The sequence below is a fragment of the Leptospiraceae bacterium genome, from assembly GCA_024233835.1.
In the GTDB taxonomy this organism is placed as follows: Bacteria; Spirochaetota; Leptospiria; order Leptospirales; family Leptospiraceae; genus JACKPC01.
The window spans coordinates 378,339-402,798 of sequence record JACKPC010000004.1 but is presented as its reverse complement, the minus strand read 5'-3'; the positions used below and the strand labels follow the sequence as shown (position 1 = coordinate 402,798).

24 protein-coding genes are annotated in these 24,460 nt (G+C 36.3%); 8 read left to right on the top strand and 16 right to left on the bottom strand.

The features are described from left to right. Positions 1 to 93 precede the first annotated feature (93 nt). From H7A25_19805 to H7A25_19785, 5 genes are all read left to right on the top strand, one after another. Entirely contained in the window at positions 94 to 441 is a 348-nt protein-coding gene (locus H7A25_19805) for a VOC family protein (GenBank protein MCP5502153.1), read from the top strand. 70 nt (positions 442 to 511) lie between these two features. After that, positions 512 to 820, top strand: coding sequence for a hypothetical protein (locus H7A25_19800; GenBank protein ID MCP5502152.1), 309 nt, complete (start codon positions 512 to 514; stop codon positions 818 to 820). A gap of 13 nt (positions 821 to 833) precedes the next feature. Continuing rightward, entirely contained in the window at positions 834 to 2,291 is a 1,458-nt protein-coding gene (locus H7A25_19795; GenBank protein MCP5502151.1) for an MBOAT family protein, read from the top strand. 66 nt (positions 2,292 to 2,357) lie between these two features. Then, entirely contained in the window at positions 2,358 to 2,780 is a 423-nt protein-coding gene (locus H7A25_19790; protein MCP5502150.1) for a DUF3805 domain-containing protein, read from the top strand. Between the two features lies 1 nt (position 2,781). Then, the gene (locus tag H7A25_19785; protein ID MCP5502149.1) at positions 2,782 to 2,982 is read left to right on the top strand and encodes a hypothetical protein; all 201 of its coding nucleotides are present in this window, start codon (positions 2,782 to 2,784) and stop codon (positions 2,980 to 2,982) included. Here H7A25_19785 and H7A25_19780 read toward each other — a convergent pair. The 10 genes from H7A25_19780 to bioB all read right to left on the bottom strand — a co-directional run bounded on the left by H7A25_19780 (position 2,979) and on the right by bioB (position 11,327). Next, on the bottom strand, positions 2,979 to 3,479 hold the full coding sequence (locus H7A25_19780; protein MCP5502148.1) for a hypothetical protein: 501 nt from the start codon (positions 3,477 to 3,479) through the stop codon (positions 2,979 to 2,981). The genes H7A25_19785 and H7A25_19780 overlap by 4 nt on opposite strands. Before the next feature lie 64 nt (positions 3,480 to 3,543). Further along, positions 3,544 to 4,560 (bottom strand): lipopolysaccharide heptosyltransferase II, encoded by a 1,017-nt coding sequence (gene waaF, locus H7A25_19775; GenBank protein ID MCP5502147.1) that lies wholly within the window; start codon positions 4,558 to 4,560, stop codon positions 3,544 to 3,546. Further along, positions 4,561 to 6,066 (bottom strand): hypothetical protein, encoded by a 1,506-nt coding sequence (locus H7A25_19770; protein ID MCP5502146.1) that lies wholly within the window; start codon positions 6,064 to 6,066, stop codon positions 4,561 to 4,563. Positions 6,067 to 6,077: 11 nt separating this feature from the next. After that, positions 6,078 to 6,665, bottom strand: coding sequence for an SCO family protein (locus H7A25_19765; GenBank protein MCP5502145.1), 588 nt, complete (start codon positions 6,663 to 6,665; stop codon positions 6,078 to 6,080). Then, positions 6,662 to 7,525: a phosphoserine phosphatase SerB gene (serB, locus tag H7A25_19760; protein MCP5502144.1), complete on the bottom strand. Its 864-nt coding sequence runs from the start codon at positions 7,523 to 7,525 to the stop codon at positions 6,662 to 6,664. The genes H7A25_19765 and serB overlap by 4 nt, the downstream gene beginning before the upstream one ends. A gap of 109 nt (positions 7,526 to 7,634) precedes the next feature. Further along, a complete protein-coding gene (locus tag H7A25_19755; protein MCP5502143.1) occupies positions 7,635 to 7,853 on the bottom strand; it encodes a hypothetical protein in 219 nt (72 codons plus the stop codon). A 15-nt stretch (positions 7,854 to 7,868) separates the two neighbouring features. Further along, positions 7,869 to 8,624, bottom strand: a complete 756-nt coding sequence (locus H7A25_19750) for a lipase (protein ID MCP5502142.1) — start codon at positions 8,622 to 8,624, stop codon at positions 7,869 to 7,871. Further along, positions 8,611 to 8,802 carry a hypothetical protein gene (locus H7A25_19745; GenBank protein ID MCP5502141.1) on the bottom strand — a complete coding sequence of 64 codons (192 nt, stop codon included), beginning with the start codon at positions 8,800 to 8,802 and terminating at the stop codon, positions 8,611 to 8,613. Before H7A25_19745 ends, H7A25_19750 begins: the two co-directional genes overlap by 14 nt. Positions 8,803 to 8,863: 61 nt before the next feature. Then, entirely contained in the window at positions 8,864 to 10,216 is a 1,353-nt protein-coding gene (locus tag H7A25_19740; protein MCP5502140.1) for an MFS transporter, read from the bottom strand. A gap of 55 nt (positions 10,217 to 10,271) precedes the next feature. Further along, positions 10,272 to 11,327, bottom strand: a complete 1,056-nt coding sequence (bioB, locus tag H7A25_19735; protein MCP5502139.1) for a biotin synthase BioB — start codon at positions 11,325 to 11,327, stop codon at positions 10,272 to 10,274. Between the two features lie 246 nt (positions 11,328 to 11,573). Here bioB and H7A25_19730 point away from each other — a divergent pair, with 246 nt between their 5' ends. Then, positions 11,574 to 12,128 carry a hypothetical protein gene (locus H7A25_19730; GenBank protein MCP5502138.1) on the top strand — a complete coding sequence of 185 codons (555 nt, stop codon included), beginning with the start codon at positions 11,574 to 11,576 and terminating at the stop codon, positions 12,126 to 12,128. A 311-nt stretch (positions 12,129 to 12,439) separates the two neighbouring features. Here H7A25_19730 and H7A25_19725 read toward each other — a convergent pair whose 3' ends face one another. Genes H7A25_19725 through H7A25_19705 form a run of 5 tightly spaced genes read right to left on the bottom strand, consistent with a single transcriptional unit; the run spans position 12,440 to position 20,098 of the window. Next, positions 12,440 to 14,443, bottom strand: a complete 2,004-nt coding sequence (locus H7A25_19725; protein ID MCP5502137.1) for a response regulator — start codon at positions 14,441 to 14,443, stop codon at positions 12,440 to 12,442. After that, complete coding sequence (locus tag H7A25_19720; GenBank protein ID MCP5502136.1) at positions 14,440 to 17,415, bottom strand: hybrid sensor histidine kinase/response regulator; 2,976 nt, start codon at positions 17,413 to 17,415, stop codon at positions 14,440 to 14,442. The genes H7A25_19725 and H7A25_19720 overlap by 4 nt, the downstream gene beginning before the upstream one ends. A gap of 2 nt (positions 17,416 to 17,417) precedes the next feature. Beyond that, positions 17,418 to 17,660 (bottom strand): chemotaxis protein CheW, encoded by a 243-nt coding sequence (locus H7A25_19715; GenBank protein ID MCP5502135.1) that lies wholly within the window; start codon positions 17,658 to 17,660, stop codon positions 17,418 to 17,420. A 1-nt stretch (position 17,661) separates the two neighbouring features. Next, a complete protein-coding gene (locus H7A25_19710; GenBank protein MCP5502134.1) occupies positions 17,662 to 18,369 on the bottom strand; it encodes a chemotaxis protein CheW in 708 nt (235 codons plus the stop codon). Positions 18,370 to 18,373: 4 nt separating this feature from the next. After that, positions 18,374 to 20,098 (bottom strand): HAMP domain-containing protein, encoded by a 1,725-nt coding sequence (locus tag H7A25_19705; GenBank protein MCP5502133.1) that lies wholly within the window; start codon positions 20,096 to 20,098, stop codon positions 18,374 to 18,376. Positions 20,099 to 20,275: 177 nt separating this feature from the next. Here H7A25_19705 and H7A25_19700 point away from each other — a divergent pair, with 177 nt between their 5' ends. Beyond that, positions 20,276 to 21,337, top strand: coding sequence for an alpha/beta fold hydrolase (locus tag H7A25_19700; protein ID MCP5502132.1), 1,062 nt, complete (start codon positions 20,276 to 20,278; stop codon positions 21,335 to 21,337). A 266-nt stretch (positions 21,338 to 21,603) separates the two neighbouring features. Continuing rightward, positions 21,604 to 22,638 (top strand): Rpn family recombination-promoting nuclease/putative transposase, encoded by a 1,035-nt coding sequence (locus tag H7A25_19695; GenBank protein ID MCP5502131.1) that lies wholly within the window; start codon positions 21,604 to 21,606, stop codon positions 22,636 to 22,638. A 154-nt stretch (positions 22,639 to 22,792) separates the two neighbouring features. On the opposite strand, the gene H7A25_19690 is transcribed toward H7A25_19695, so the two are convergent. Further along, positions 22,793 to 24,370 carry an OmpA family protein gene (locus H7A25_19690; GenBank protein MCP5502130.1) on the bottom strand — a complete coding sequence of 526 codons (1,578 nt, stop codon included), beginning with the start codon at positions 24,368 to 24,370 and terminating at the stop codon, positions 22,793 to 22,795. Positions 24,371 to 24,460 lie beyond the last annotated feature (90 nt).

Sequence of the window (24,460 nt, the reverse complement as noted above, 5' to 3'; positions counted from 1 at the left end):
TTAATAAAAGAATAGTACAAACTTTTTATATAATTTAAAACTGTAAACGAGAAAGTATTGTCACTAGAATGATACTATATTCATACATATTTTATGCACCATATAGCTATTTTTACACCTAACCTTGAAAATATGCAGGAATTTTATCTCAAGTTACCCGGCTTATATAAGTTAAAGCAATTTTATGAATCAGATGGGAGACTTCGTTCTGTTTGGCTACAGCAGGAAGGCGAAAAACCTATCCTGATGTTGGAACGAAAACCATCTTCTAAGGCTGCGGGAGCCCTTATCTTTTCAGCTAAAGATGGGAATGGAAACTGGTATAATTTTAAAGAACTCATTCAATGGATTGAGCATAAAACTGATTACACGTTCTACTTTTCAGATCCGGATAAAAATATGATTGGCTACTCTTCCTACCCGGAAAAGCTTCCCTTTTAGGTGAAAATGTATTCTATAAATTGGTTGACTCTTTTTGCTTTTCTAAAAAATTAATAAGGGAGGTATTTACATGGATTATAACAGGGTTAATAAAAAAGATTTTTTACTCGGATTTTTAAGTTGCGTTTGTCTTATTTTACTTATCAACACCGCCGGCTGCGGTAGAACTCTTTCAAGGTTCGGCCTTGGTGATCAAAAACTTAAACTACCAAAAGATTTTAAGAAAATGCTCAGTGTAAGCTTTCATAAAGTTGGCAATGATACAGTAAAGGATGTGACCTATGAGTCTACCGATGGAATCATTCGTTCTATAGAATATACGGATAAACCCTGGAAATTAGAAGGAAGCATTCAGTGGATTAAACCTGATTCTGAATAAAGTATAAACTACATTGCTCTTTTCAAATTTTGAATATTTCATTTTTTTTGCCCTGGTATTTCTTTATAAGTGGTATTTAGGGCCTTTCCTTTTTGGTAATACTGAGAAAGAAAGAAATTATTCTCATATCTTTTTGCTCATTGTGAGCTACATGTTTTATATGAGTTGGAACTATAGGTTCGGCGCTCTTATATTTATTTCAACAGTAATTGACTATTATCTGGCTATTCGTATTACGGAAACGGATTCAAAAAAACAGAAAAAGACATTTTTATATATAAGTGTTTTCCTAAATTTGGTTTGTATATTAGGTTTTTTTAAATATTATAATTTTTTTTCAGAAAACATAAATCTTTTTCTTTCATTATTTGGTTTTAAAAGCCCTTTTCCTTTGTTGCATATAGTTCTACCGGTAGGGATTTCTTTCTTTACCTTTCAATCTTTAAGTTATACCATAGATGTTTATCGGGAAATAATTCCCTGTGAAAGGAGCTTTATTCGCTTTTCTTTATTTGTTTCTTTTTTCCCGCAACTTGTAGCAGGACCTATAGTAACTGCCAAATCATTTTTACCACAGCTTTTTGAGAAAGTTGAATTTCAAGATATACAGTTTCGAGTAGCTATCCGGTATTTTTTCCTGGGTTATTTTAAAAAAGTAATTCTTTCGGACAATGCAGCACCCATTGTAGATCTGATTTTCAGGTCACCCGAAAATTACGGAACTACAGCTTCCTGGATTGCAGCTATTCTTTTCTCTATTCAGATTTACTGTGACTTCAGTGGCTATAGTGATATGGCCTATGGTTCTGCTTTATTACTGGGATATCGTTTACCTGAAAACTTCCGGCTTCCATTTATTTCGAGAAGCATTACGGAGTTTTGGGGACTCAGGTGGCATTTGTCTTTATCTATCTGGATCAGAGACTATGTGTATATTCCTCTTGGAGGAAGCCGTGTTAGTTATTTTCGTCACAAATTTAACCTCTGGCTTACTATGTTTCTTTCGGGAATCTGGCACGGGGCTAATTGGACTTTTGTGATCTGGGGGAGTGTGCAGGGTTTTCTGGTTGTCATTGAATCTCTTTTTAATGAATTTAAGAAGAAAAAATTTGGAAATAGAACATTTCCTTCCTATCGTTTCTTTTTTATTCCCCACATTATTGTTAGCTTTTTCTTCATGGCAATTATAAACACCTGGTTTAGGGCTGAAAATATACAAAAAGAATTTATCATGCTTAAAAATATGCTCGTCTGGAGAGAGGCGGGACTCAGGCCTTATATGGTGAATACCGCTCTCCTGGTTTTACTGACAGTCGGATTGGGACATATTCTTGGTTACAAGATATTCGAACAAAAAAAAGAATGGAAGATACCTGCTGCCTTAGAGTTTTTTGGGTACATCATTTTTGTATTTGTCTTTGCAGCTCTCACAAACGATAAAGAACTGCCCTTTGTTTATTTCCAATTTTAATTTTTGGCTTCTTCTTTATCGATTAAATTTCTTTACAGGAAACTCAGACTCGGACTTTTAGGATTTATGAATTATAATACCTTTCGATCAGCTTCCGGTTGGTATCGTCTTATATATCCGGAACACTGGGAAATGGAAATCATTGAAGAAATCCCTGCTTTCTATGATCCCACAGGTGACGGAGCACTTCAAGTTTCTGCGTTTCAGAATAAAGATGGAGAATATGAGCTCACGAACGTCATGAAAAATTATCTTTCGAGACATAAGATTTCCTATAATCCCTCTTCAATAGCTAATTTTGTAGATGCAAATGGTTGTGAGGTTCAGGCCTGTGAATTTATTTCAGAAGGAAGATTCTGGATGGTTTATATGCTTGCAAGAGGTTCTCTCCTGGTATTATGTACATATAATGGAGACGAAAGACCTGATAAGGTTCAGTCCAGAATCATCCAGGGTATTCTACGATCCATTCAAGTAGAGGAGGAATAGCATGAAAAATAAAGTAATTCAAATTTTCGTTTGTGTGATAATCATACTCCTGACACCGCTTATCGCCGGACCGGAAATTAAGAAAGAAACTCCCAAAAAGAAACTTCCCGGTAAAGAAGCACCAAAGAAAAAAGCTCCTAAAAAGAAATTACCGGGAAATGAAGACGAAAAAAAAGAGAAAAAACCGGAGAAAATGAATTAAAGACCTTCTACTTCGGTTATGTATTCACCTTCCCACTCAGGCTCCGGATCATAATGGAACCGGTGGGAACTATTTGAAGGAAGGGCTTCTTCTTTCTTTTCCTTTTTTTCTACTTTGGGATTCTCATCTTTCTTGTTTTCATTTTTCTTATCAGGTTTTTGATTATTATCTATATTTTCCTGTGGTTTTAAAGTATCCTGAATTTCACCCAGTATCTTATCCATATCTTTCATGATACCGGCAATTCGTTGTTCAACGTCTTCTTTTGGAACCTGTTTTTCATCCAGATTTGTGGAGTTTTCTTGCTTAAACGGATCCTGAATCTCGTTTTGACCCTTTTGTTTTTCTTTCTTCTCACCTTCTTCTACAAGGGTATCAAGTTCAGGAACAACATTCTCCAGATCCTCAGGGAATGTATCATCCTCAAAATCTTGAGGAAACACTTGAAAGCTAAAAATGCTGAATAAAAAAATTAGTATAAATATTATGTTTTTCATAAGTACCCTCGATATTTATACTTTTTAAAATCCTTCTAATTAATTCAAGTACTTAAAAAACCAGCTATAAAAAAGTCTTAAAATTCTTCCACATCTCATCAGGATTTTGACGGTTCATGCAATTAAAGTGATTTTGAGGGCACTTATTACCACCATGAATTCCACAGGGACGACAATCTAGATTCGAGACTTCTGAAATATAATACTTTTCCGAAAGAGGAGTATAACCAAAGTCCGGAATCGTGGCTCCAAATACAGCCAGCGTAGGGATGTTAAATGCAGATGCAAAATGAATAGGAGAAGAGTCGTTAGAAATAATAGCTTTCGAGGAACTGATAAGATAAGCCAGCTCTTTTAGGTTTGTTTCACCGGTAAAATTGAATACTCCGTCTATTTCATGATTTAACACTTCTTCAGAAAGTGCTTTATCTGAGGGTGAACCGATCAGGCAAAGCTTGTGTCCTTCCTTGTGCAGAATGTGGATCAGTTCCTGAAATTTTGAAACGGGTAGCCGTTTGGTTTCCCAGACAGAAGAGGGTGCGATGATGATAAACTCTTTTTCATGAACTCCTTTTTCCTTCATTAAATTCCGGATTCGCTTTGTTTCTTCTTCGGAGAAGTATATTTCAGGTCTTCTCTCTTCCGGGTATAGCTCAGAACTTTCATATAACAACGAAAATAGTTTATCTACTTCATGCTTACCCCTTAAAGGTCTATTTACTTTTTTGGTATGCAGGAATGAAAATCCGGATTGTTTATAACCCACTCGCTCTTTTGCACCGGAAAAAAAAGAAATAAGGGAAGAGCGAAAAGAAAAGTGAGAGGAGAAACAAATAGCAAAATTTTTTCGCCGAATTTCCTTTATAAAACGGAAAAAATTTAGCTGGCTTTTTTTGATTTTTTTCTTATCAAGGCCGATGATCTCATCCACATAGGGATTATTCTTGATAATAGATTCCAGGCCTGCATTTACAATGAGGCTGATAGAAGAGTCCGGATATTGTTTTTTGACCTCCCGTATAAAGGGTGTAGTGAGAATTAAATCTCCAATAAAAGCTGTTTGAATAATTAATATATTCATTTATTCCAATATAAGTTTTTGATTAATATTGTTAATTTTTCTTGAGATCTCTGTATTTGTATCATTACTTGCAATTTGCGATTTTATGTTTACAGATATTTGCTCCATAGAAGCTGTAGATTCTTCTGTAAGGGCTGATATATTAGTTAATTCTGAAGAAATTGCTGAGGCTTTTTCTTCTACCTGGCTGGATAGACTATCTATTTTGTCTGCACGGGTAGAAAGTTCTCTGGAGATTTTTACAAATTTATCGAAAGTATCTATTACCTGTTCTGAATATTCCCGACTCTCTTTTATATTTAAAACCTCTTTCGATATATTCTGTGCTACGATAGAAACCTGGGAAGAAATATTGGATAAAATATTGAAAATTTTACTGGAAGAACGGGTTGTTTCTTCCGCTAATTTTCCAATTTCATTTGCGACCACTCCAAAACCTCTTCCCTGTTCACCGGCTCGTTCCGCTTCAATCGCAGCATTGAGTGAAAGTAAATTTGTTTGTTTGGCGATTTGACTGATGGAGGATAATATCCCCTGAATTAGCCGTGTCTGCTCTTCCAGTTCGGACACTGTTTTACTGGTTAGATCTATGCTACGGCTGAGCTCTCCTGTATGATGAACCAATTTAGAAAGTCTATTCTTTCCATCTTTTATATATTTCTCCATATTGTCTGTGCTTATGTTTATTTCTCGTGATTCTTCGGAGGTATCTTGAATCTGTCTGAGTATATCTGTCATGTGATTATTTATATTGAATACACTGGACGATTGGGTGTCTATGCTCATTTTTACTTCAGTTAAAGTCTTATCTATATCTTTTCCGGAACGAGCTGTTGTTTCCAGCATAGAATTCAAAGAATTAATGTAGCTATTTAAGTCGGAAGCAATTTTTTGACTATTCATATTTTTCTGAGATAGTAATTCGGATTGTTCTTCAGTTATTTTCTTTTGTTTTTCTAAGTTTAAAATAGCTCGTTTCCCCCAGAATACAATTAAAGCCAGAGGAATGGCCAGTATAACAACAGCTATCACATGGATAACAAATTCTCCAAAGTAGGAAAATAAACTTGCACCTTTACTTACATGGCTAAATAGTAGACTGGGTTCATAAACAAGAAAGGCTATATGGTGTAATCCGTATAATAGGGAAATGAAAATAATTGGTTTCCAATCATTGTATAAAGCTAATATAGCCATAGTAAAGGCGAAATGAAAATGCATCTCTATAGCTCCACTACTGCCGTATACAAAATAAGAAAAGTAATATACTAATATGAGTGTATTCACATACCTCGTAATCTGTTTATCACTATAATAAAAGAAGAGTAAGGTAGAACCCAGAGTTAAAAGAAAAGCAATCAGTAAAAGCACTCCAACCGGAAGTACAGCAATCGTAAAATAAAAAACTATTGCGAATAGTAAATTGATCCAGAGCGAGAGCGTAACTTTAAAATTATCAGAATAATCTTTTCTATTTGCTTGCCATAGTTCCAAAATTGTACTCATAGTGTTTCCTCTTATAGGTGATTTAAATCTTTTACAATCTTCTCAATGTCTTTTTGTTCGGACATATAAAGCAGACGGATTCTTCTTTTTGCGTCCAGAACGAAAAGAAAGCTGGTATGGTCAATTTCATAATCCTTTTCTCCATCCCTTATATCTGCCATTACTCCATAACTTCTTGTCAGGTTCAATAGCTTTTCTTTTGGTGATACGTGTATATAAAATTTATCGCCAAAACCACTGAGGTATTTTAGAGAAAGTGCTTTCGTATCCCGTTTGGGATCGAGGGATACAAAAACATACGATGCTCGATTTCCTAACTTCTCTTTTAAGCGATATAATAAACCCATTGTATTCGGACAGATATTTTTACATTTTATATATCCGAAATATAGAAAAATGATATCCGTTGGAAGCTTATGAAGCTCAGAGGTCTTCCAATGGATATCCCGAACTTCAAAATTCAGGGAATCCCTGTTCATTTGCAAACCATATAGAGAATTATTTCCAAAAGTACGAACGATATACGTTTTAAAAAAGATTCCAAAACCCGCAAGACCTATAAGTAAGTAAGGAAATGCCTGTTTTACAAAAGCACTCATCCGGAAAACACAAATTTCAAAACGTCTATGGAAAAATAATCTATCCAGTTGTGAATTTTTTCTTTCAGGCCCTGCTTAGCATGAATACCAATACCCAGTCCGGCTTCATTTAGCATAAGAAGGTCATTGGAACCGTCTCCGCAGGCTACGGTTTGTCCGGGTTCCAGCTTATAAAAATCCCTTCTTTGTAAGAATAGTTCACGTTTTTTTTCACGGTCTACAATGTCACCAATGACAGAACCGCTTAACTTTCCATTCATGACTTCAAGGGTATTTGCTGCAAAAAAATCGATTCCGTATTCAAGTGAAAACTTTTCTAAAATAGGTACGAAGCCCCCACTAAATACTGCTGTATGAATTTTTTCTTGTTTAAAAAAGGAAAATAATTTCTTCAAGCCCTCTCTAGGATGCAAACGTTCATAAATTTTATTAAAAACCTGAACCTCCAGACCCTGTAATAAACTGCAACGCTTGCGTAAAGCAGTCTGGAAGTCGAGTTTTCCCTGCATGGCTTCTTCGGTAACACGAGCCACTTCTTCAAAAACCCCTTTTTCTCTGGCAAGCTCATCAATTACTTCTTCCTCGATTAAGGTAGAATCCATATCAAAGGCAAAAAGAGAAGGCTTATTTTTTTCTAATAGAGCGGGGAGGTAAAGTATATCTGAATTTTCTTTTTGTAGTTTTTCTCGAAATTCCAGGCATGTCGTTCTTGTGGGTAGTTTATCTATTAGAAAGGTATGAGCAAAAACTTTCTCATCCTGCCTACTGGATGAAAGGGAAATCTTTCCCGGTAGTTCAAGGAAAATTTCGTGAAAGACTTCTGCATTCTTTTGCTGGCTGATGATGAGTAGTGCGGGCATAATGTAAATATTAGAATTTTAGTATTCCCTCAAAAAGTCGGGAGTTTTTCTTTCATCGCAAGCGAACCATTGATGATTCGCTTACTTTCCAGAAAAATAAATTTTCCATTTATTTTTTTGCTGTTTTCTTTTTACTGGCTTTTTTCTTAGAAACTTTCTTTGCTTTCTCTTCTGTATACCATACAGAAAGGGTATATAAATGACCGTAGTCAGATTCTCCCTGGCTCTGACTTACGAAAGAAACTTCCCCTTGCAAAGAAGACAAAAATCCGTTAATCTCTTCTTCTATCCTTGTGATGTCGGTTCCGCAAAACGTTTTACACTGCATTTTGAATTTCTCCTTTTATTTCTGTTTCAAATAAGGCCGTATTAATTCTCCCCAGAGTGCATATCCGGCCTCATTAAAATGAATCTTGTCCTTAGGTCTTATATATTCTTTTTTTATTGTGGGAAGATCCTTATCCCTCATATAGGCCCAGAGTTCTATATAGGAAACCATAGGATCTTTTTCAGCCAGATTTCGCAAAAATAGATTGTACACCGGGGTGATAGAATTTAAATGTTTACTATCTGTGGGCGGAATCGAAAGAAAAAGGATTTTCGTTTTTTTATTTTTCTCATGAATTAGATTCACAATTTTTATTACATTTTCCTCGATGTTGGAAAGGCAACGTCCCTGTATGAGGTCATTTCCACCAATTTCAATGATAATTAGGGGAGGATTCAGACTTAGAACATTCTCTTCTATCCGACTCAGAAGGAGATCGGTCATATCTCCACCGATTCCTCGATTGTATATCGCTATACCCGGAAATTCTTTGATTAAAAGAGCATCGTGAAAAAGATGCACCAGGCTGTCTCCTACAATTACAGCATCCAGTTTCTTTATGTCCTGATTCTGTTTATTGTAGATTTCTTTAAATCCGGTCCAGGCGATAAGATATTTCTCATACTTCTTTTTTTCATATCGCCAGCCGGGTTCAGATACACATTCAAACCTGTTACTGTGATAATTAAGCTCTCTTCTGCGGTTAAAAGTGCCGCAGGATATGAAAAATAAACTTAGAACAAGGAGGGTTAATAGCCTAGATTTCTTCATCATCCTCTTCTATAGGCTCATTCATCCGGAACCTTTTCTGCCAATCTGCAATTTGTGTCTGAACGTAGTATTCAGAATCACAAATTCTAAATTCTATAGGATGATTTGTGATCGTATCTATGAGTTTTGCCTCAATATAACCATTTTTAAGCTTATTAATTTCTATTCTGAATTTCATATTTATTCACCAACTCCCGGCTCACTATTACAAATTTTATAAACAATGCTTACGGTCAAATCTATTCTTTCCCCTGTGAAGATTGTAGGCTGATTGTTTCCTCTAATAATTCCTTTTCTTGATATTTGAAAAAGTATAAACCGGCAAAAAGGCAGAGGAGAAAACCAATGATTCCGCTGATTCGAACTCCTAAATCATCACCTTTATCTTTTCCAAAAGTTGTCAAAGCTGCAAATACCAGCACACCGAATGTTTGCCCGAATTTCTGCATAAGGGTTCTGGCTGCAAAAAACATCCCTTCCTGCCGGACTCCGTTTTTTAAAGCATCGTGTTCGGCAATATCAGCTAATACTGCATTCGGTAATATTCCTAAGAAAGAAATTGGAATAGAATAGAGAATCGTAAAAGTATATGCCTGCCATTCATTGGATAAAAAGGAGATTTTTCCAAAGAAATAGATAGAGGAAAAAATGAGAGCCATAAAAAGAAAAGAACCATTAATTAAAATTTTTTTTCCCAGCTTTTTCGCAAGAACATTCACTAAGGGGTAAAACAAAAAAGATAACACTACCATGATGGGTAAAAGTGCTCCCATCATAGAAGCATTTAAACCTAAAAGAACAGTAATGTAGTATAAAAGTCCGGTCATTACGATAGAAAGAGACATGAAATAAGAAAAGTCTGCTACCACATAATAAATAAAACTTTTATTCTTAAAGGTAATTTTTAAAGCCTGCATGAGCGGTACATCAGAAGGAACCGAGTGACAATATTTTTTCTCATCAATCATGAACCCCGGAACGAGCATCAAGAGCATCGCTATAAAACTTAAAATGGAAATGGAATATTGTATCCCGGTAACTTTATCAGGCAGGCCCAGAGAAGACTGTAAAAGTCCTCCTATGGTAGGAACCTGAGAAGCCAGCATGATTCCGAGGGCATAGGTGATGGAGATCCAGGTAGATAAGTTTAGCTTTTCTTCCGGACTATGCCCGAGTTCGGGAAGAAGAGCAAAAAACGGAGTTACATAAACCGTAATGAATAGATAAAAGAACGTCTGAATAATAAAAAGCCAGACAATATTTAAGCTACTAACTCCCGAATTTATCGGAACAAAAAGAAGTACACAAAAGAGAGCTGCCGGTGCAGCGCCCGCTTTTAAAAAAGGAATCCTTCTTCCGCCTTTTCCTTTCCAGCGATCGCTTAAACTTGCAATTAGGGGGTCGGTTACAGCGTCCCAGAGTCTTCCGGCTGCTGCTAAGAGGACGATTGCATTTAAAACAACCAGAAATGTCTGCTGGGTAATAAAAAAAGGAATTCCTGCATCATTAGGTGGAATATAAAAATACAATAATTGTATTCCTACAATATTTATCAGGGTAGACCAGCCAAACTGACCGATTGCATACGCGATTTGTTTTCCCAGCGGAAGCCTTTCTGCACTCATTCTGTACCTCTCTTAGTTTATTTTATTCAGCGCGATATTTATACAAATTCTTTATATTCTCTTCGGAATAAAGATGATTTTCTTCCTCGTAGTCAGAAAGTTTCCCACTTTCTAATTCCGGTTCAAAGCCTGCATCCCGGATCATTTTTACCGTTTCGTGCATTTCACTTCCCTTCACATTCAAATATCCGGAAGCAAAAAGGGAATTTGCGGGATATAAACCCATAGATTGAAGACCTCGTAAATGTCCTTCTCTACCGGCTCCGATGCGAATTTCTGCATCCGGGTTGACCAATCGAAATACACAAAGAATACGAATGCAAAGTTCCGGGTTTAGTTGATTCAAATTCTTAATGGCATGTCCTGCAACCGGAATAAAGAAATTCACAGGGATAGATTGTGCTCCGAGACGCTTTAGTTCAAAAGCCAGATCTATCATTTCTTCGAAACTTTCTCCCATACCCACAATCAGACCGCTACAAATCCCTATACCGGTGGTTTTCAAAATTTCAAGTGTCTCAAGCCTGTCTCCATATCCATGGGTACTACAAATATTAGAATAATTACCTTCAGATGTGTTTATATTATGATTGTATCTATCTAATCCCGCATTTTTTAACCTTAGAGCTTTTTCTTCATCTAAGAAACCGGCGGATAGGCAGACTTTCATGTTCAGTTCTGTATTGATTTTTTCAATTACGGGAATAATTTTATCGAGATAGGCTGAACCGGGGCCTGTACCGGAAGTCACCATGCAAAAACGATAGGCTCCATTTTCCTTAGCTTCTACAGCTTCTTTATAAATTTCTTCTACTGGTTTTAGTGGATAATTTTGTACCCCGGAATTGGCATCTTTTCTCTGGGCACAGTAGCCGCAGTCTTCCGGACAATAACCATTTTTTATGTTATCGAGAATATGAATTTGTACAGTTTTAGAGAAATATTTTTTTCGGAAAGTATAGGCTCTATCCAGGGCGGTGGTAAGATCTACAGTGCCATCCAAAATAGACAGGGCTTCTTCCTTGCTGATAATACTTTTTTCTCGTGGGATACCATTTGTTTCTAATAAAATTGCCATAGTTCCAAACCTGATTTTAGTCTCGGATTTATTACAAGGCTTTTTTTATGGAAAAGAATTGATTTTATTTTACGCTCTTAAGGAGCTTAGAGCAAAGCCGGTTAGCCGGACAGTCTTACAGTAATAAGTTTATCTATTACAGAAAAGCAAGCTGCAAGAGCCTGTAGCTTCATTCTTAGACAGGCTCCGGAAGTTTATGCGTAAGAAGATTATCAGCTTAAAATATTAACCAAAAACCATTATGCCGTGAGTATAAAAGAATTGACTGTAATCGAATTATTTTTTGAATTTAATATTTTTATGACAAAATTTAATTTGATAATAATTTTATTGGTTTTGGTAGTCTTTCCATTTTGCAAAAAGGAAAAATCACTAAAAAAGAAAGGCAGGTCAGAAGTAACACAGCCTGAAACAAATCCGCAGACTGAGCCCGTTTCAGCAAATCCAGCCGGAGAAGGTGAAAAACAAAAACTTTCTACTATTTTTGGTAAAGATTTATTATGTTATTATGGTGGATCAGATCCTGTCAGGTTGCAGTTTAGTTCAGACAGGGTATCCCTTTCTTTTAATAAAAAAGATAAACCTTCGAAATATGTTCTGGATTTAGAAAATGATGTATTCAAAACAGATTCAGGTACCTATTTCCTTACGAAAAAAGGTGGTTATATTGCCTTTGTTGATAAAGTCTCTAAAGAACCTTTAGATTTTGAAGAGTGCTCTCCATTCACTGAAGAAAAATTCAAATTTGCACTGGAGAAGCAGAATAAAGAAATGAATAGTGATGGAATGGGGGATGATTAAGAAGAAGCAGGCGGGCAAGAGATACCACTTTTTGCCTACAAGAGCACGAGGAGTCCAACCTGCCGGTTTGTAATCCGGATTATGAATTTTCTATATGTTCTTTCCAGTTTTGTGCTGTATTCATGAAACTGGTATAGTATATTTCCAGGAATTTGAAAAGATGGGTTTACCGGAGGCTTTCTCAATGTAGTTTTAGGTTTTGAAAAAGAATAAAAGATTAAAGAAATAAAGATCTTATTTGAAAGCTTAGATTTCTAAAAGGAATAACAGTTCTGAGAACTATTACTAATCTCTAATAACTAAACAGTGACCTACTTGGTGGTTAAAGTCCAGATTCCATCCCAGTTTTCCGGGGGAGTTTCCAGTAGTTGTTCACAGCGTTTTATCATTACTGAAGATGGATTTAATTCTTCAGGATGATGCTCTAAGGGTAATGTCTGGCAAAAAAACTCCAGGGCAGCTTTAAAATTTCCGTTCCTGTATTCAGCAATAGCCCGGCTAAAAACTTGGATTAATGTTTTCTGTTCCGGCTGAATCGAATCGATAGTTCCCATAAGTTCATATACTTCTACCGGTTTCTCTTTTCCTTTAACTTTCACCAGGTCTATGGGTCTTGCGGAAAAGTGTTCAAAATGTGGATGTAAGGAAAATTCACTCACCAGGTTATCCAGGCCGTATTGTTTGGCAGCAGACTCTAAACGAGCTGCCAGATTGACTGTGTCACCTATAATAGTAAGGTCGATACGGGACTCAGCAGCCCCAATGTCGCATAATATTGCCTGACCCGTATTGAGTCCCATTCGGAGTTTTATTGGATCTTGCTTTAGTTGAGGATTTGTATCATTAAGCTTTTCTAATTCTTCATGGATTTGAGCCATAAATCCAAGGGCAGCGAAAGAAGATTTATCTAAATCATCCTCCATCCAAAAAGCCATGCAGGCATCACCAATAAATTTATCCACATCACCACCGGTTTTTTGAATGGCCTGGGTCATCGCAGAAAATAAAGCATTAATTTGTTGCACAATCTCCTTAGGAGAATATCGTTCACAACGGCTTGTAAAATTTTTTATATCACTGAAGAAGATAGTTACATTTTTGTGATAAGCCCTACTGGTACTTTCTGAACCTGAAAGTATCGATTTTTCCAGAGCCATTTTTCTGGAAGCTTTTGATATATATTTTTCTATTTGAGCTTTTTCTAATTCTACTTTTTTATTTGCAATACTTCGTTCTACATGTACAAGAAGGTTATCCTGGGTAAAAGGTTTTAGAATGACTCCTTTTGCTCCTGCCTGCATTACCATCTTGACTTCTGTTTGATTGTTTTGGTCAGTAATTACCAGAAGAATACTATTCTGATTTTTGGGCAAAACTGACATCGCTTTTAGCAATTCAATAACACTGCCATCTGATAATTCGGCTTCACTTATAACTAATTGATATGTAAAACGTCTGAGTATTTTAATAGCTTCTCCTATATTCGCACATACTCTTGGAGAAAAGCCCTGCTTAATTAAGGGTTTTGTAATGTTTCGAGCAATATTTGCATCCGGTTCTATAACTAAAATGTTTTCACGTCCACTCAAATTCCGTTTAAAAATTTTGTCCAAACGACTGATGAGATCCGGAATATTTACGGGTTTTGTAATATACTCATCAACCCCGGCAGCAAACCCCTTCCTCTGATCCGATGCTGAACCTAAGGTACTGGACATGATAATTGGAACATCACTTAAACGAGGACTTTTCCGGATAGCCAAACAGACCTCGAAACCGTTTAAGCGGGGCATTTCAATATCAGATATAATCAAATCAGGAAAAATTTTCTCTGCCATTTCCAGACCTTCCTGGCCATCCATCGCAGAGTAAACTTCATAACCTTCTTCCTTTAAAGGAGGGCAAATATGTTTATGTACTAATTTCGAATCATCTATTAATAGAATTTTTCTCTTTTTCTCGGATAGTTCACTGATGGCATGCATCAGCTCTGGTTTGGATATTGGAAATTGTAAAAAAGAGTCTACAGCTGTTTGAGCATATTCATAAACTTGATAATCCGAGGAAAGTAATAGAATCTTTATATTATTAGCAAATAGACGTTTTAAATTTTTGCACATTTCAATAATATCATATTCTCGACTATCTGATTGTAGTATAAGTATCCCCTGCGGATCTTCCGAAACCTGATAGGCGAGTTGTTCATAATCAATAAAAAACTCATGCAGATCTTTAAAATGCGTTTTTAGATAGTCACAATAAATTTCGTTTTCAATACAAAAAAATATTTTTGCATTTTTAGATATAGGATTCATATACCCACCTTCTTTTGCAGACGATCATTTAAAATAGATATCAATTCCTCTCCATTTACAGGTTTTTGAAAAACGGAAGTTATGTTTAGGTTAGAAATCCGTAACTGATCAATATCTTTACTGGTAATTAAGAAAATTAATGTATTCCGATAAATATCTATTTTTCTGAGGCGCTCAACAAATTCATATCCATCCATAAGCGGCATCATAATATCTACACAAAATGCAGAATATGTTTTATTACGACAGGTTTTGAGAGCATCAAATCCGTTTTCTGCCGTTTCCACATCATAATCTGTATTTTTAAAAATGGCTTTTAAATTTTCTCTTTGAATAAAAGAATCATCTACGATTAAAATGGTATGACGATTTTTTCTTTCAATTTTAGGTAAACCTATCGGATTCTTATTTATCATGTCTGACTGTTTTACTGCTTCTGCAATTTGACGCGGGTCGAGAATTAAAACCAAGCGACTGTCTCGTAAAATAGTACAACCCATCACAAAAGGAACTTTGGTAAGAAAACGTCCCAAACTTTTAATTAGAATCTCCTGTCTTCCTAATACAGAATCTACTAAAATACCAATTAAACGATTATTTTCATTCAAAACTACCATATGAATTTTTTCATTTTGAAATCGACTTTGGGGGAAGTCCAGTATACTGGATAAGCTTGCTACAGGAATTGTTTGTCCCTGATAATTAATAATTAAACGATTCTCTATGTGCTTAATGTCCTGTCGTTTTACTGTAATCAGAGTTACTATATTTAAGATAGGAAGGGCGAATTGGTAAGAGGATTCCTGAACTAAAAGTATTTTAACAATAGCTAATGTTAAAGGGAGCTTAAGCTTAAAGCAGGTACCTTTTCCGATCTGGCTCTCAATTTCTACAGTTCCATGGAGTTGATTAATAGCTGTTTTTACCACATCCATTCCGACACCTCTTCCGGATAGTTCAGTAACTTTATCATTTGTAGAAAAACCGGGTAAGAATATCATTTCCAGGATCTCAGTCCTGGTAATCTTTCCCTGTTGATTTTCTTGAATCAATCCCCTTTCCATAGATTTTTCTAATATACGATCTGCATCAATCCCCTTTCCATCATCACGAATTTCTATTACTGCATAGGAACCATGATAATAGGTTTCAAGTGTTATCGTTCCGGTTTCGGGTTTTCCTGCCTGAGCCCTGTCTTCCGGAAACTCAATTCCATGATCAATGGAATTCCTTAACATGTGAAGAAGCGGATCTGCCAGTTTATTTATAAGAACTTTATCAAGTTCTGTATCCCCTCCTATGATATTTACTTTAATCTTTTTCCCTACCATTTTTGCCATATCACGTAATTGTAGTGGAAAGCGTTCAAATAAATTGGAAATGGGAACCATCCGAAAGCTCATGGCACCATTTTGCAGTCTGGTTGATAATTGCTCCAGAGTTTCCAAATTTTTCTGAAGTTGTTTTTGAATTTCGACTATTGTTAAGTAGTTAAGATTCAGTTCTTCGTGTAGAGACATTTCCATGCCCGTGTTTTCCGGCATGATTCGAGTTACTACCTTTGAGAAGAGGTTCGATAATAGTGTTTCCACACTTCGACTATGCTTTTTACCGGAGTCGATGAATCGTTTTATTTCCTCGGCAAATTCCGGAATATGAATTTCCATTTTTGCTAATATGCGAGATTTCTGAAGTTCTGAAGTTCTATCCAGAGTGGATTTGAAGGATTTTGTAAAATTATGAATAGCAGAAATTTCATTTTGAAATCGAATTCTTCCTATAAAAATCTCTGATGCCGTATTCAATACTTCATCTAATTTTTCGGAACTCACTCTGAGAGATTCTGCATTTTTTCCCTTATCTTTATCTGATGTAGGTTTTTCTGTATTATTCTGTATTATTGAAGGAGTCGAAGGAGAGGTCGGAACCTGTGCCTGTGATGATGTGGAAGAAGAAGCCTGGCTTTTTCCGTTAATCAAAGCCTGCAAGCGTTCTATATAAGGACGAATACGTGTACTAAACGGGCCCCGAGAGGCTGTTTCTTCCATCATTTCCGTAAGAGCAGATTTACAGTCCAGTAATAAATCAACAGCTTCTGATGTAATGAATAGTTTTCTTTGTCGAATAAGATCAAGTAAGTTTTCCATTGAATGGGAAAGACATTCTAATTTCTTAATATTCAGTAGTCGTGCACCTCCCTTTACTGTATGAATCATGCGAAATAAAGAATTGATTAACTCCGTCTGATCATCAGAATTTTCAATCTCAAGAAGAGAGTTAGCAAAGTTTCCTAAAATTTCCATATTTTCTTCATAAAACTCGCTAATCATTCCCAGTTTATCCAGAGGCACATTTAAAGGTTCCGGTTCATCATCATAAGGAATTTCAATAGTACTACTTGTTAGAATATTATTTAATACTTGAATTGGAGGCTGAATGGGCTCTTCTGCTGTTTCTACTTTTTCTGCTTGACTCTCAGATACCGGTGTCGAAACTACTTCCTGAAACGGTGATTCTGTCCATTGGTTCAAAGGAGATAATAAATAGTTTTTACTCTCCTCTATTAAGTCGGATACATCAATAGATATAGTATTTGAATGCTGTAATTCAGCTACAAGATCAAGAATTTTTTGGTGGAATAAAGTTATTAGATATCCCAGAGAATAAATTTCGGTAGTCTTGCTCCGTCGAGCCAGGTCAAAAATAAAATCCAAAATTTCTAAAAGATGCTCTATTTTAGGAATCTCATAAATTTTAGCCATGCCATAAAGGATATGGTTACTTCTGTATAAGTTATCGAATATCTCATCCTTATCTACTTCCAGATTTAATTGATTTAATGCTTCCTGTTGTTTTAATATCAATTTATCAAGCTGTTTAATAAAATGTAAAATTTCTTCTCCATATTTTAAGGAACTGAAGGTTTTTTTATCGCTATCCTTGCAATCAAAGATTTGTTCCTGGTATTTCATGATTACTCCTGATATGGTAAGAGATATTTACTGGCAAATATTTTTGGACCGGAGATAACGAAAATTCTATCGGGTTGGGTTTCAATTATGCCTAAAAGATAATCAGCCAGTTCACCGGAAAAGATAGATTCAATATTTTGAATTTGATTGCGTTTGAATTTTTGTTTTTTGGATATAGCATCAATACATAGCGCCAGATCACGATTATTATCCTGCAATAGAATATATTGATTTTTTTCTTCCATCTTACGGGGGGGGGAGACCTATCACCTGGGATATATCTACACAGGCAATTATCTGTCCTCTTAAATTAATAAGTCCGCGAAGAAAAGGGTGGATACGAAATAATGGCTCAACACTATAACCCTCTATCACTTCTACTAAATCTGTAATAGGAATGCCAAATCGGAGATGGTCTATTCCGAAGCAGATCATCTCTATTTCATCTCCACTATCTTCATAGGTTTCAATTTTTAAATTTATGGTATCTTGCTGTGGACCGGAACTTTTTATATTCGCTAATATAACAGATTTTACATATTCTAAACTTATACGATTTAATGCCATTCCTTTATAACGAAAAGTTTTATCAATTAACAATTGCCCATTTTTATTATTGAAGGAAAATTCAGAACTTCCATTTTCTCCGTCCGTACCTAAGGACTCAACAAAACGATCTATCAAAACGGCAAAGAGAGTGGATTCATATTCCAAAACCATCAGACTGTAAGGTCCTATAGGTTTTTCTTCCCACTTTTTATTTTGAATAATTGCATTAATATCCAGAACGGGACATAGAGAATTCCTAAAATCAAGAAATCCTACTAAGCCTATTGTTTGAGCCGGAGTTATGATTAAACTATTCGTTTTTATTACTTCTCTTACATATTCAATAGATACGCAATAGTAGAAATCTGACTTTGCAAAAATGGAATAATGGTTTTCTGTTCGCATATTCCTACCTTACTGTATAATTGGAGAATTTATTATTTTCCTTCTGAAAGGTATTTGATTGGGATGCGAACTCTTCTGAACGAATTTTAAAGAAAAATACGGTCATTCGAAGTTGTTCCATTTGAGCAAAAGATTGTTCCGAAACAGCAGCCAATTCTTCCGAAATACTGGCATTTTTTTGAACATCTGATTCTAACTTCTGAATGGCAACATTTACCTGTTCAACTCCCGAACTTTGTTCTGTAGAAGCTTCCGAAATTTGTTGAACAAGGTCTGCTGTCTTTTGAATTTCCGGAGCCAATTTTAATAACTTCTGACCTGCCAGATCAGAAACCTGCATACTGGAAGCCGTAAGATTGGTGATTTCTACTGAAGCAGCCTGGCTGCGCTCGGCTAATTTTTGCACTTCGGATGCAACCACCGCAAAACCACGTCCCTGTTCTCCCGCACGTGCTGCTTCTATGGCTGCATTAATGGCAAGTAGGTTTGTCTGCCCGGCTATTTCCTGGATAATAGAAATCTTTGTAGCAATTTCTTTCATGGCTTTTACCGTGTTGCTTACAGACTCACCACTATCCTTGGTATCCCTGGCTGCCTGTATCGCAATTTTTTCTGTATTGATTGCATTTTTTGTATTGGTCTGAATGCTATCTGTAATTTCCTGAATGGATTGGGAAATTTCTTCTACGGCAGCAGCTTGAGAACTGGAGCTAACCGCAATCTCCTGAGCTGAGGTGCTAATCTGCTGGGAACCCTGAGAAATATAGGTAACAGAGTTCTGAACTTCAGAAATAATTCTTACAAGAGATTCTTTCAATCGTTGCAAGGAAAGGCCCATCGTATCTTTTTCACTGGCAAGTTTTATCTCAATTTGAAGATTTCCATTTGATATTTCTTCTAAAGAGTTTGCCTGAACTTTGAAGGAGTTTATCATGGTTTCGAAGGATTTATACAATTGTCCGATTTCGTTTTCTGACTTAAATTCATCCAGTCGAATATTCAGATTACCGGTTGAAATTTCTTTTGCAATTTTGGATAAATCATTGAGAGGCTGAACAATAGATACAATGATTTTTTTAGATAAGAAAATTAGAATAAAACAACTTATGATAAAAACCAGGATAATCAATATGGTTGTAATATAATAGGTATCCCTCGATACTTCTCCCTCATGCTTGCCTAATTTAATTTTAAGTTCCAGGATTCTGTTAAAATACTCTTTACTCTGCTTATACTGGGGTAGCATCGTTTCAACAGAGAATAAGCGAAGCTCATCATATTTTTCTTCTTTCATTAATCGAGAAACTTGATCGTAAGATTTTTTAACTTTTTCGTCTCTATGCTTACGAAACTCATCTGCATAGATTTTTTCTTCCTGTGATAGATTAGAGCTGTAAAATTCATCCCATAAGGCATTCAGTTTCTCTGTAGTTTTCTGTTGTTTTTGTATATGGAAGTTAATATCGTGATCTTTTCTGTGTCTTTCGCTTTCCTTGATCCGGGGATCATGATACGTACTGAGTAGAACATTCTGAAAGTTTTCATCCATCAGTGCATTGATCTGGGCTAATTGTTGGGTGTGGAGTAGGCTACTATCTATGGTAAGATCAATACTATGCTTAATTTTAAAAGAACCCCAGGTACTAAACATACCGGTGAGTAAGAGGACCATAAAAAAACTGGCGGAAAACATATAAAGTTTATTGGAAATCTTCCATTCTTTAATCACGAATAACTCCTTACGGCCAGTAGGATATTTCTTATAAAACCTTTTTACAATCATTTTTTAAAACTTTTCAGAAAATAAAATACAAAAGTAATTCAGATTTTATAATAATTCTAAAAAGTATATAAAACTATTTTACTAAACTCTTGATAGAATACCTATGACTTTAATTATAGCAAAATGAATCTCAAATCGATGTTAAGTGCTTATTCATCAGAAATTCGGGTTTTGGAACAGGATTCCCGGATGCTCCGTACTATAGAAAAAACACCTTCTTTAAGATCTTACCGGCCTCCTTTTTGGTGCAGGAATGCATTTACCCAAATTTTCTGGCTAATCTTGCGGGAAACCTATTATTATAATAAAGTTACTTATAGAAGGATTAAACTTAACAGAGAAGATGGAGGAACTGTTTGCATTGATATTGCCGAATCTAATCATCTAAGAAAAGATGCACCTATTGTTATTTTTCTGCATACTATTACCGGGAGTTCCAATGCCTTGAATAGCTTTGTCCGCTATGCAAACAAAAGAGCTTGGAGGGCTATTGTTTTAAATCGTAGAGGTCATGAAGAAATCCTGACCAGTCCCAATTTCAATTTGATGGGAGATGTGGATGATACGGTAGCCATGATTGAGAAGGTAAAAGAGTTATTTCCTGAAAGTAAATTTTTATCAGCTGTAGGGATCTCTGCCGGGAGCGGACAGGTTGTTTCTTATATCGGAAGAGAAGCCGAAAATGTAGGAATATCGGCTGCTGTATCTCTTTGTCCTGCGTATGATATAGGGCAGGCTTTTGAAAATTTGGATAAACGCTATCCGCTGGTAGCTTCTCTTTTATTAAAACGTATCAAAAATTATTTTCTAAAATCCAATGAAGAAATATTAAAAAATGAAAAAGGCTTTCAGGAGGCCTTAGAGGCGAAAACCCTGCATGATTTCGTTCAAGTTATTTCGCCTATGGCCGGTTCGGAAAACTGGGAAGCTTATCTACAGCAGCATAATCCTATGTCACATTTTCAGAATAACCATATCCCCTGTCTTATCCTAAATAGCCTTGACGACCCAATCTGTATAAAAGAAAACATTCCCGATCTAAAACATTCAAACTACGCCCTGGTTCTAACGAAATATGGTTCTCATATTGCTTTTGCTGAAGGACTATTCGGGCAGGGTTCCTGGATGGAGAGAATTACTATGGATTTTTTAGAATCCTGTTTGGAATTGGGACATTCAAAGTGAGGGTGAAATGTTTCCCGTAAATAGATTATATTTACGGGAAAGAAAAATATAGGCCCCTCTTTCCCCAAACGCTGACCCCCATCTTTTTGTAAATCTCTGAGTCTCCAGAACTTCGTCCCCTATAGAAGGGGGGCGAATTCTTTATGTCATTCAATTTGAAAAAAATCTTAAAAAGTATCCCAGAAGTCCAGTTTGGCTTCCTATTCCATAGAAAATTTTTGTTTCATTTTTGCATTTTCAAACCCTTTATAGTAGGAGATCGTAAAATGAAACAGGAAGAATCAGAAAAATCAGCGGGGCTTTTGCCTTTGCATGTGGACATAGTATTTAAGATATTTTGCATAAAAAATCCCAAGTTATTGATGAATTTACTCAATGCAGTCTTAGGCTTTGAAAAAGAAGAAAAGATTAAAGAGATAAAGATTTTGAACCCCGAAATCCCGGGAGATTTTCATGATGAAAAAATTTCCATACTGGATATACACGCGGTAAATGAAAAAAAAGAACATTTCAATGTAGAAATGCAAACCAGTTCCCAGAGCTTTTATGGAAAAAGAATCCTTTACTACTGGGCCAGGCTTTACACGACGCAGATAGATAAAGGGGAAGAATACGGTGATTTAAAGCCCGTGTATTCCATCTCGTTTTTAAACTTTCAAATGAAACAAACCAGAAATTTCCACTCCAGTTTCCGGCTACTGGAAAAAGACAGTCCTGAAATACACTTGACGAAGGACCTTGAAATTCATATAATAGAACTACCCAGGTTCAAAGGGAATCTTGAAACCCTTGAGACAGAACTGGAAAACTGGGTATACCTTTTACGAGAAGCGGGACAGCTAAAGGAAAGAGAGATGAGCGATTTAAAAATCAAAAACCCTGTAATTCGAGAGGCTGTTGAAGCTCTTCAGGATATTTCTCTGGACAACAAGACCCGGAATTACTATGAAATGCGCCTGAAAGCCGCTCGTGATTATGAGGCCATGAAAGACTATGCTTATAAAGAGGGGAGGAAGAGCGGTTTTGAAGCAGGAATAGAAAAGGGAATTGAGAAGGGAATAGAAAAAGGCAGAGAACAGGAACGCCTTATAGCTCAGGAAGAGATAGAGAAGACACAACGCCTTGCAAGTATTCGTGAAAAAAGAGCCGAGCATAAAAAAGCCCTACGAACCGCGATAAAAATGAAACACGCAGGTTCCTCTCTTGATTTCATTTCAGAAATGACCGAACTTCCGGAAGCCTATCTGGAGAAATTTTTTATGCTTCGACTCAGGCTGTATCCGGCTACTGAGCAAGCGTAGCGAGAATTCGAAGTAAGCTCAGCAGCGACCCCAGAGCGAACGTAGAGAACCGAATGTCAGCGATTAGCGCTCCCTTCGGCTTCTCTCAGGGAGCGGTTGCACAACATTTGGGTAGACTTCAAAGGGCATCAACCCGACATGTAGGTTCTAATACTTATCTGTAGGTAACAACAATATCTACCCTTCTATTCAGAGCTTTATTTGGCTCGGAATCATTGGGTTGAACGGGATGATATTCTCCGTAACCGGCTGCTGAAAATTTAGGAGGACTATATTTGTTTGGGTTACTTTTCAGGATATACTGCAATACAGAAAGTGCCCTTTCGGTAGATAGTTGCCAGTTATCACGTAGTTCTTTTCTTTTTCTTACCGGAACATTATCGGTATGACCTTCGATAGCTACTACATAATCATCAAATTCTGTAATGATTTCCATGATTTTATCAAGGGTCGGCTTTACGGTAGAACGAAGTTTGCTGGAACCGGAACGAAAAGAAATTTTCTCTGACAGGTTAATGACAAGCCTGTTGGATGTTTTACTCAAACGTATATCTCCCAGGGCCAGTTCTTCTTTCAATTTTTCCTCTAACTTTGTGAAACGATTATTAATCTTGTCCAGAAGCTCCTGCTTGGCTTTTCTGTCAGCAGACATTTCCTCGATTAAAACTTTGAGTTTATCCTGCTTATCTTTAAAATCTGCAAATTTTTGTTCTACAAGAACCATTTTGTCATTCAGAGCTTTATTTTCTTGATTCTTTTCTTCTATCTTTTTCTCTAAATCTGTATTCCTGGTATCTGCTTCCTGGACTTTCACTTTCAGTTCGGTAACCTGTTTATTGAATTCATTTTCTTTTTCTTCAACAAGCTTGAGTCTTGCCAGTTTATCTTCCGATTTTTTTAACTCCTCCTGGACTTTGGCCAGCTCTGCTTTATGCTTCTCTTCTACTCCCTTTTTTTCTTTTTCTAAAGAAGCAATTTGCTCTTTTAGTTTGGTCATTTCCGTATCACAGGTTTTCTTGGCTTCTTCGAGTTTTTTTATGTCTTCAACCTGTTTTTGGGATTTCTCTTCTAAGGCTGTTTTTTCTTTGAGGAGTGCATCTTTTTCCTTGGAGTGGGTTTCATTCGTTTCCTTGAGGGTGTTTTCTGTTTTGGAAACTTTTTCTTCTAAAACCTTTTTTTCTTCATCGAACTTAAGCTTTTCGGTGCTTCTTTCCCTCTTTACCACTACAAGGCGATTATCCAGCTCTTTTCTTTCTTTCTCGAGGCTTCTGTACTTCTTTTTAAGTTCATATAGCTCTAGATCAACGGCATGTTTTTTCTGGTTCAGTTCTCGAAACTCACTTCTCCAGTAGAACCAATCATATTTTTCGTTTAATACCGGCTTTCCTTCGCTTTCTGCCTCGGAAGCGGATTCGTTTGCTTTCTCCTCAGAACCTTCACTAGTTTCTTTGTCTTGAGACTTCTTTTCTTCGACGGGTTCTACTTTTTTATCCGTGGTTTCTTCCGAGACGGGTTCCGTTTTTTTGTCGCCGGTCTCATTTTTTGCCGGTTCGGTCTTTTTAACTTCGGACTCGGTAGTAGCTTCGCTGGTTTCTGAACCGGGAAGAGCCGTCTTTTCCTGTGAAAAAATAGGAAAAGTCCAGGATAATAGGGAAATAAATAAGATTAACAGACGTACGTTCATATAGGAATAAAATTCAAATTCCCCCGAAACTGTAAACCTATAATTCAAAAAACCGTTTTCCTGAAGAAATATTAATGGAAAAAACCGGAATCCCTTCAAAAAAGTCGGGAGTTTTTTGAAGCCTAAGCGAACCATCAA

Excerpts from the sequence above, each read along its gene's own strand:
- H7A25_19805 (MCP5502153.1), top strand. The coding sequence starts at position 94 with ATGCACCATATAGCTATTTTTACACCTAACCTTGAAAATATGCAGGAA.
- H7A25_19800 (MCP5502152.1), top strand. The coding sequence starts at position 512 with ATGGATTATAACAGGGTTAATAAAAAAGATTTTTTACTCGGATTTTTA.
- H7A25_19790 (MCP5502150.1), top strand. The coding sequence starts at position 2,358 with ATGAATTATAATACCTTTCGATCAGCTTCCGGTTGGTATCGTCTTATA.
- H7A25_19785 (MCP5502149.1), top strand. The coding sequence starts at position 2,782 with ATGAAAAATAAAGTAATTCAAATTTTCGTTTGTGTGATAATCATACTC.
- H7A25_19780 (MCP5502148.1), bottom strand. The coding sequence starts at position 3,479 with ATGAAAAACATAATATTTATACTAATTTTTTTATTCAGCATTTTTAGC.
- waaF (MCP5502147.1), bottom strand. The coding sequence starts at position 4,560 with ATGAATATATTAATTATTCAAACAGCTTTTATTGGAGATTTAATTCTC.
- H7A25_19770 (MCP5502146.1), bottom strand. The coding sequence starts at position 6,066 with ATGAGTACAATTTTGGAACTATGGCAAGCAAATAGAAAAGATTATTCT.
- H7A25_19765 (MCP5502145.1), bottom strand. The coding sequence starts at position 6,665 with ATGAGTGCTTTTGTAAAACAGGCATTTCCTTACTTACTTATAGGTCTT.
- serB (MCP5502144.1), bottom strand. The coding sequence starts at position 7,525 with ATGCCCGCACTACTCATCATCAGCCAGCAAAAGAATGCAGAAGTCTTT.
- H7A25_19755 (MCP5502143.1), bottom strand. The coding sequence starts at position 7,853 with ATGCAGTGTAAAACGTTTTGCGGAACCGACATCACAAGGATAGAAGAA.
- H7A25_19750 (MCP5502142.1), bottom strand. The coding sequence starts at position 8,624 with ATGAAGAAATCTAGGCTATTAACCCTCCTTGTTCTAAGTTTATTTTTC.
- H7A25_19745 (MCP5502141.1), bottom strand. The coding sequence starts at position 8,802 with ATGAAATTCAGAATAGAAATTAATAAGCTTAAAAATGGTTATATTGAG.
- bioB (MCP5502139.1), bottom strand. The coding sequence starts at position 11,327 with ATGGCAATTTTATTAGAAACAAATGGTATCCCACGAGAAAAAAGTATT.
- H7A25_19725 (MCP5502137.1), bottom strand. The coding sequence starts at position 14,443 with ATGAATCCTATATCTAAAAATGCAAAAATATTTTTTTGTATTGAAAAC.
- H7A25_19720 (MCP5502136.1), bottom strand. The coding sequence starts at position 17,415 with ATGAAATACCAGGAACAAATCTTTGATTGCAAGGATAGCGATAAAAAA.
- H7A25_19715 (MCP5502135.1), bottom strand. The coding sequence starts at position 17,660 with ATGGAAGAAAAAAATCAATATATTCTATTGCAGGATAATAATCGTGAT.
- H7A25_19710 (MCP5502134.1), bottom strand. The coding sequence starts at position 18,369 with ATGCGAACAGAAAACCATTATTCCATTTTTGCAAAGTCAGATTTCTAC.
- H7A25_19700 (MCP5502132.1), top strand. The coding sequence starts at position 20,276 with ATGAATCTCAAATCGATGTTAAGTGCTTATTCATCAGAAATTCGGGTT.
- H7A25_19695 (MCP5502131.1), top strand. The coding sequence starts at position 21,604 with ATGAAACAGGAAGAATCAGAAAAATCAGCGGGGCTTTTGCCTTTGCAT.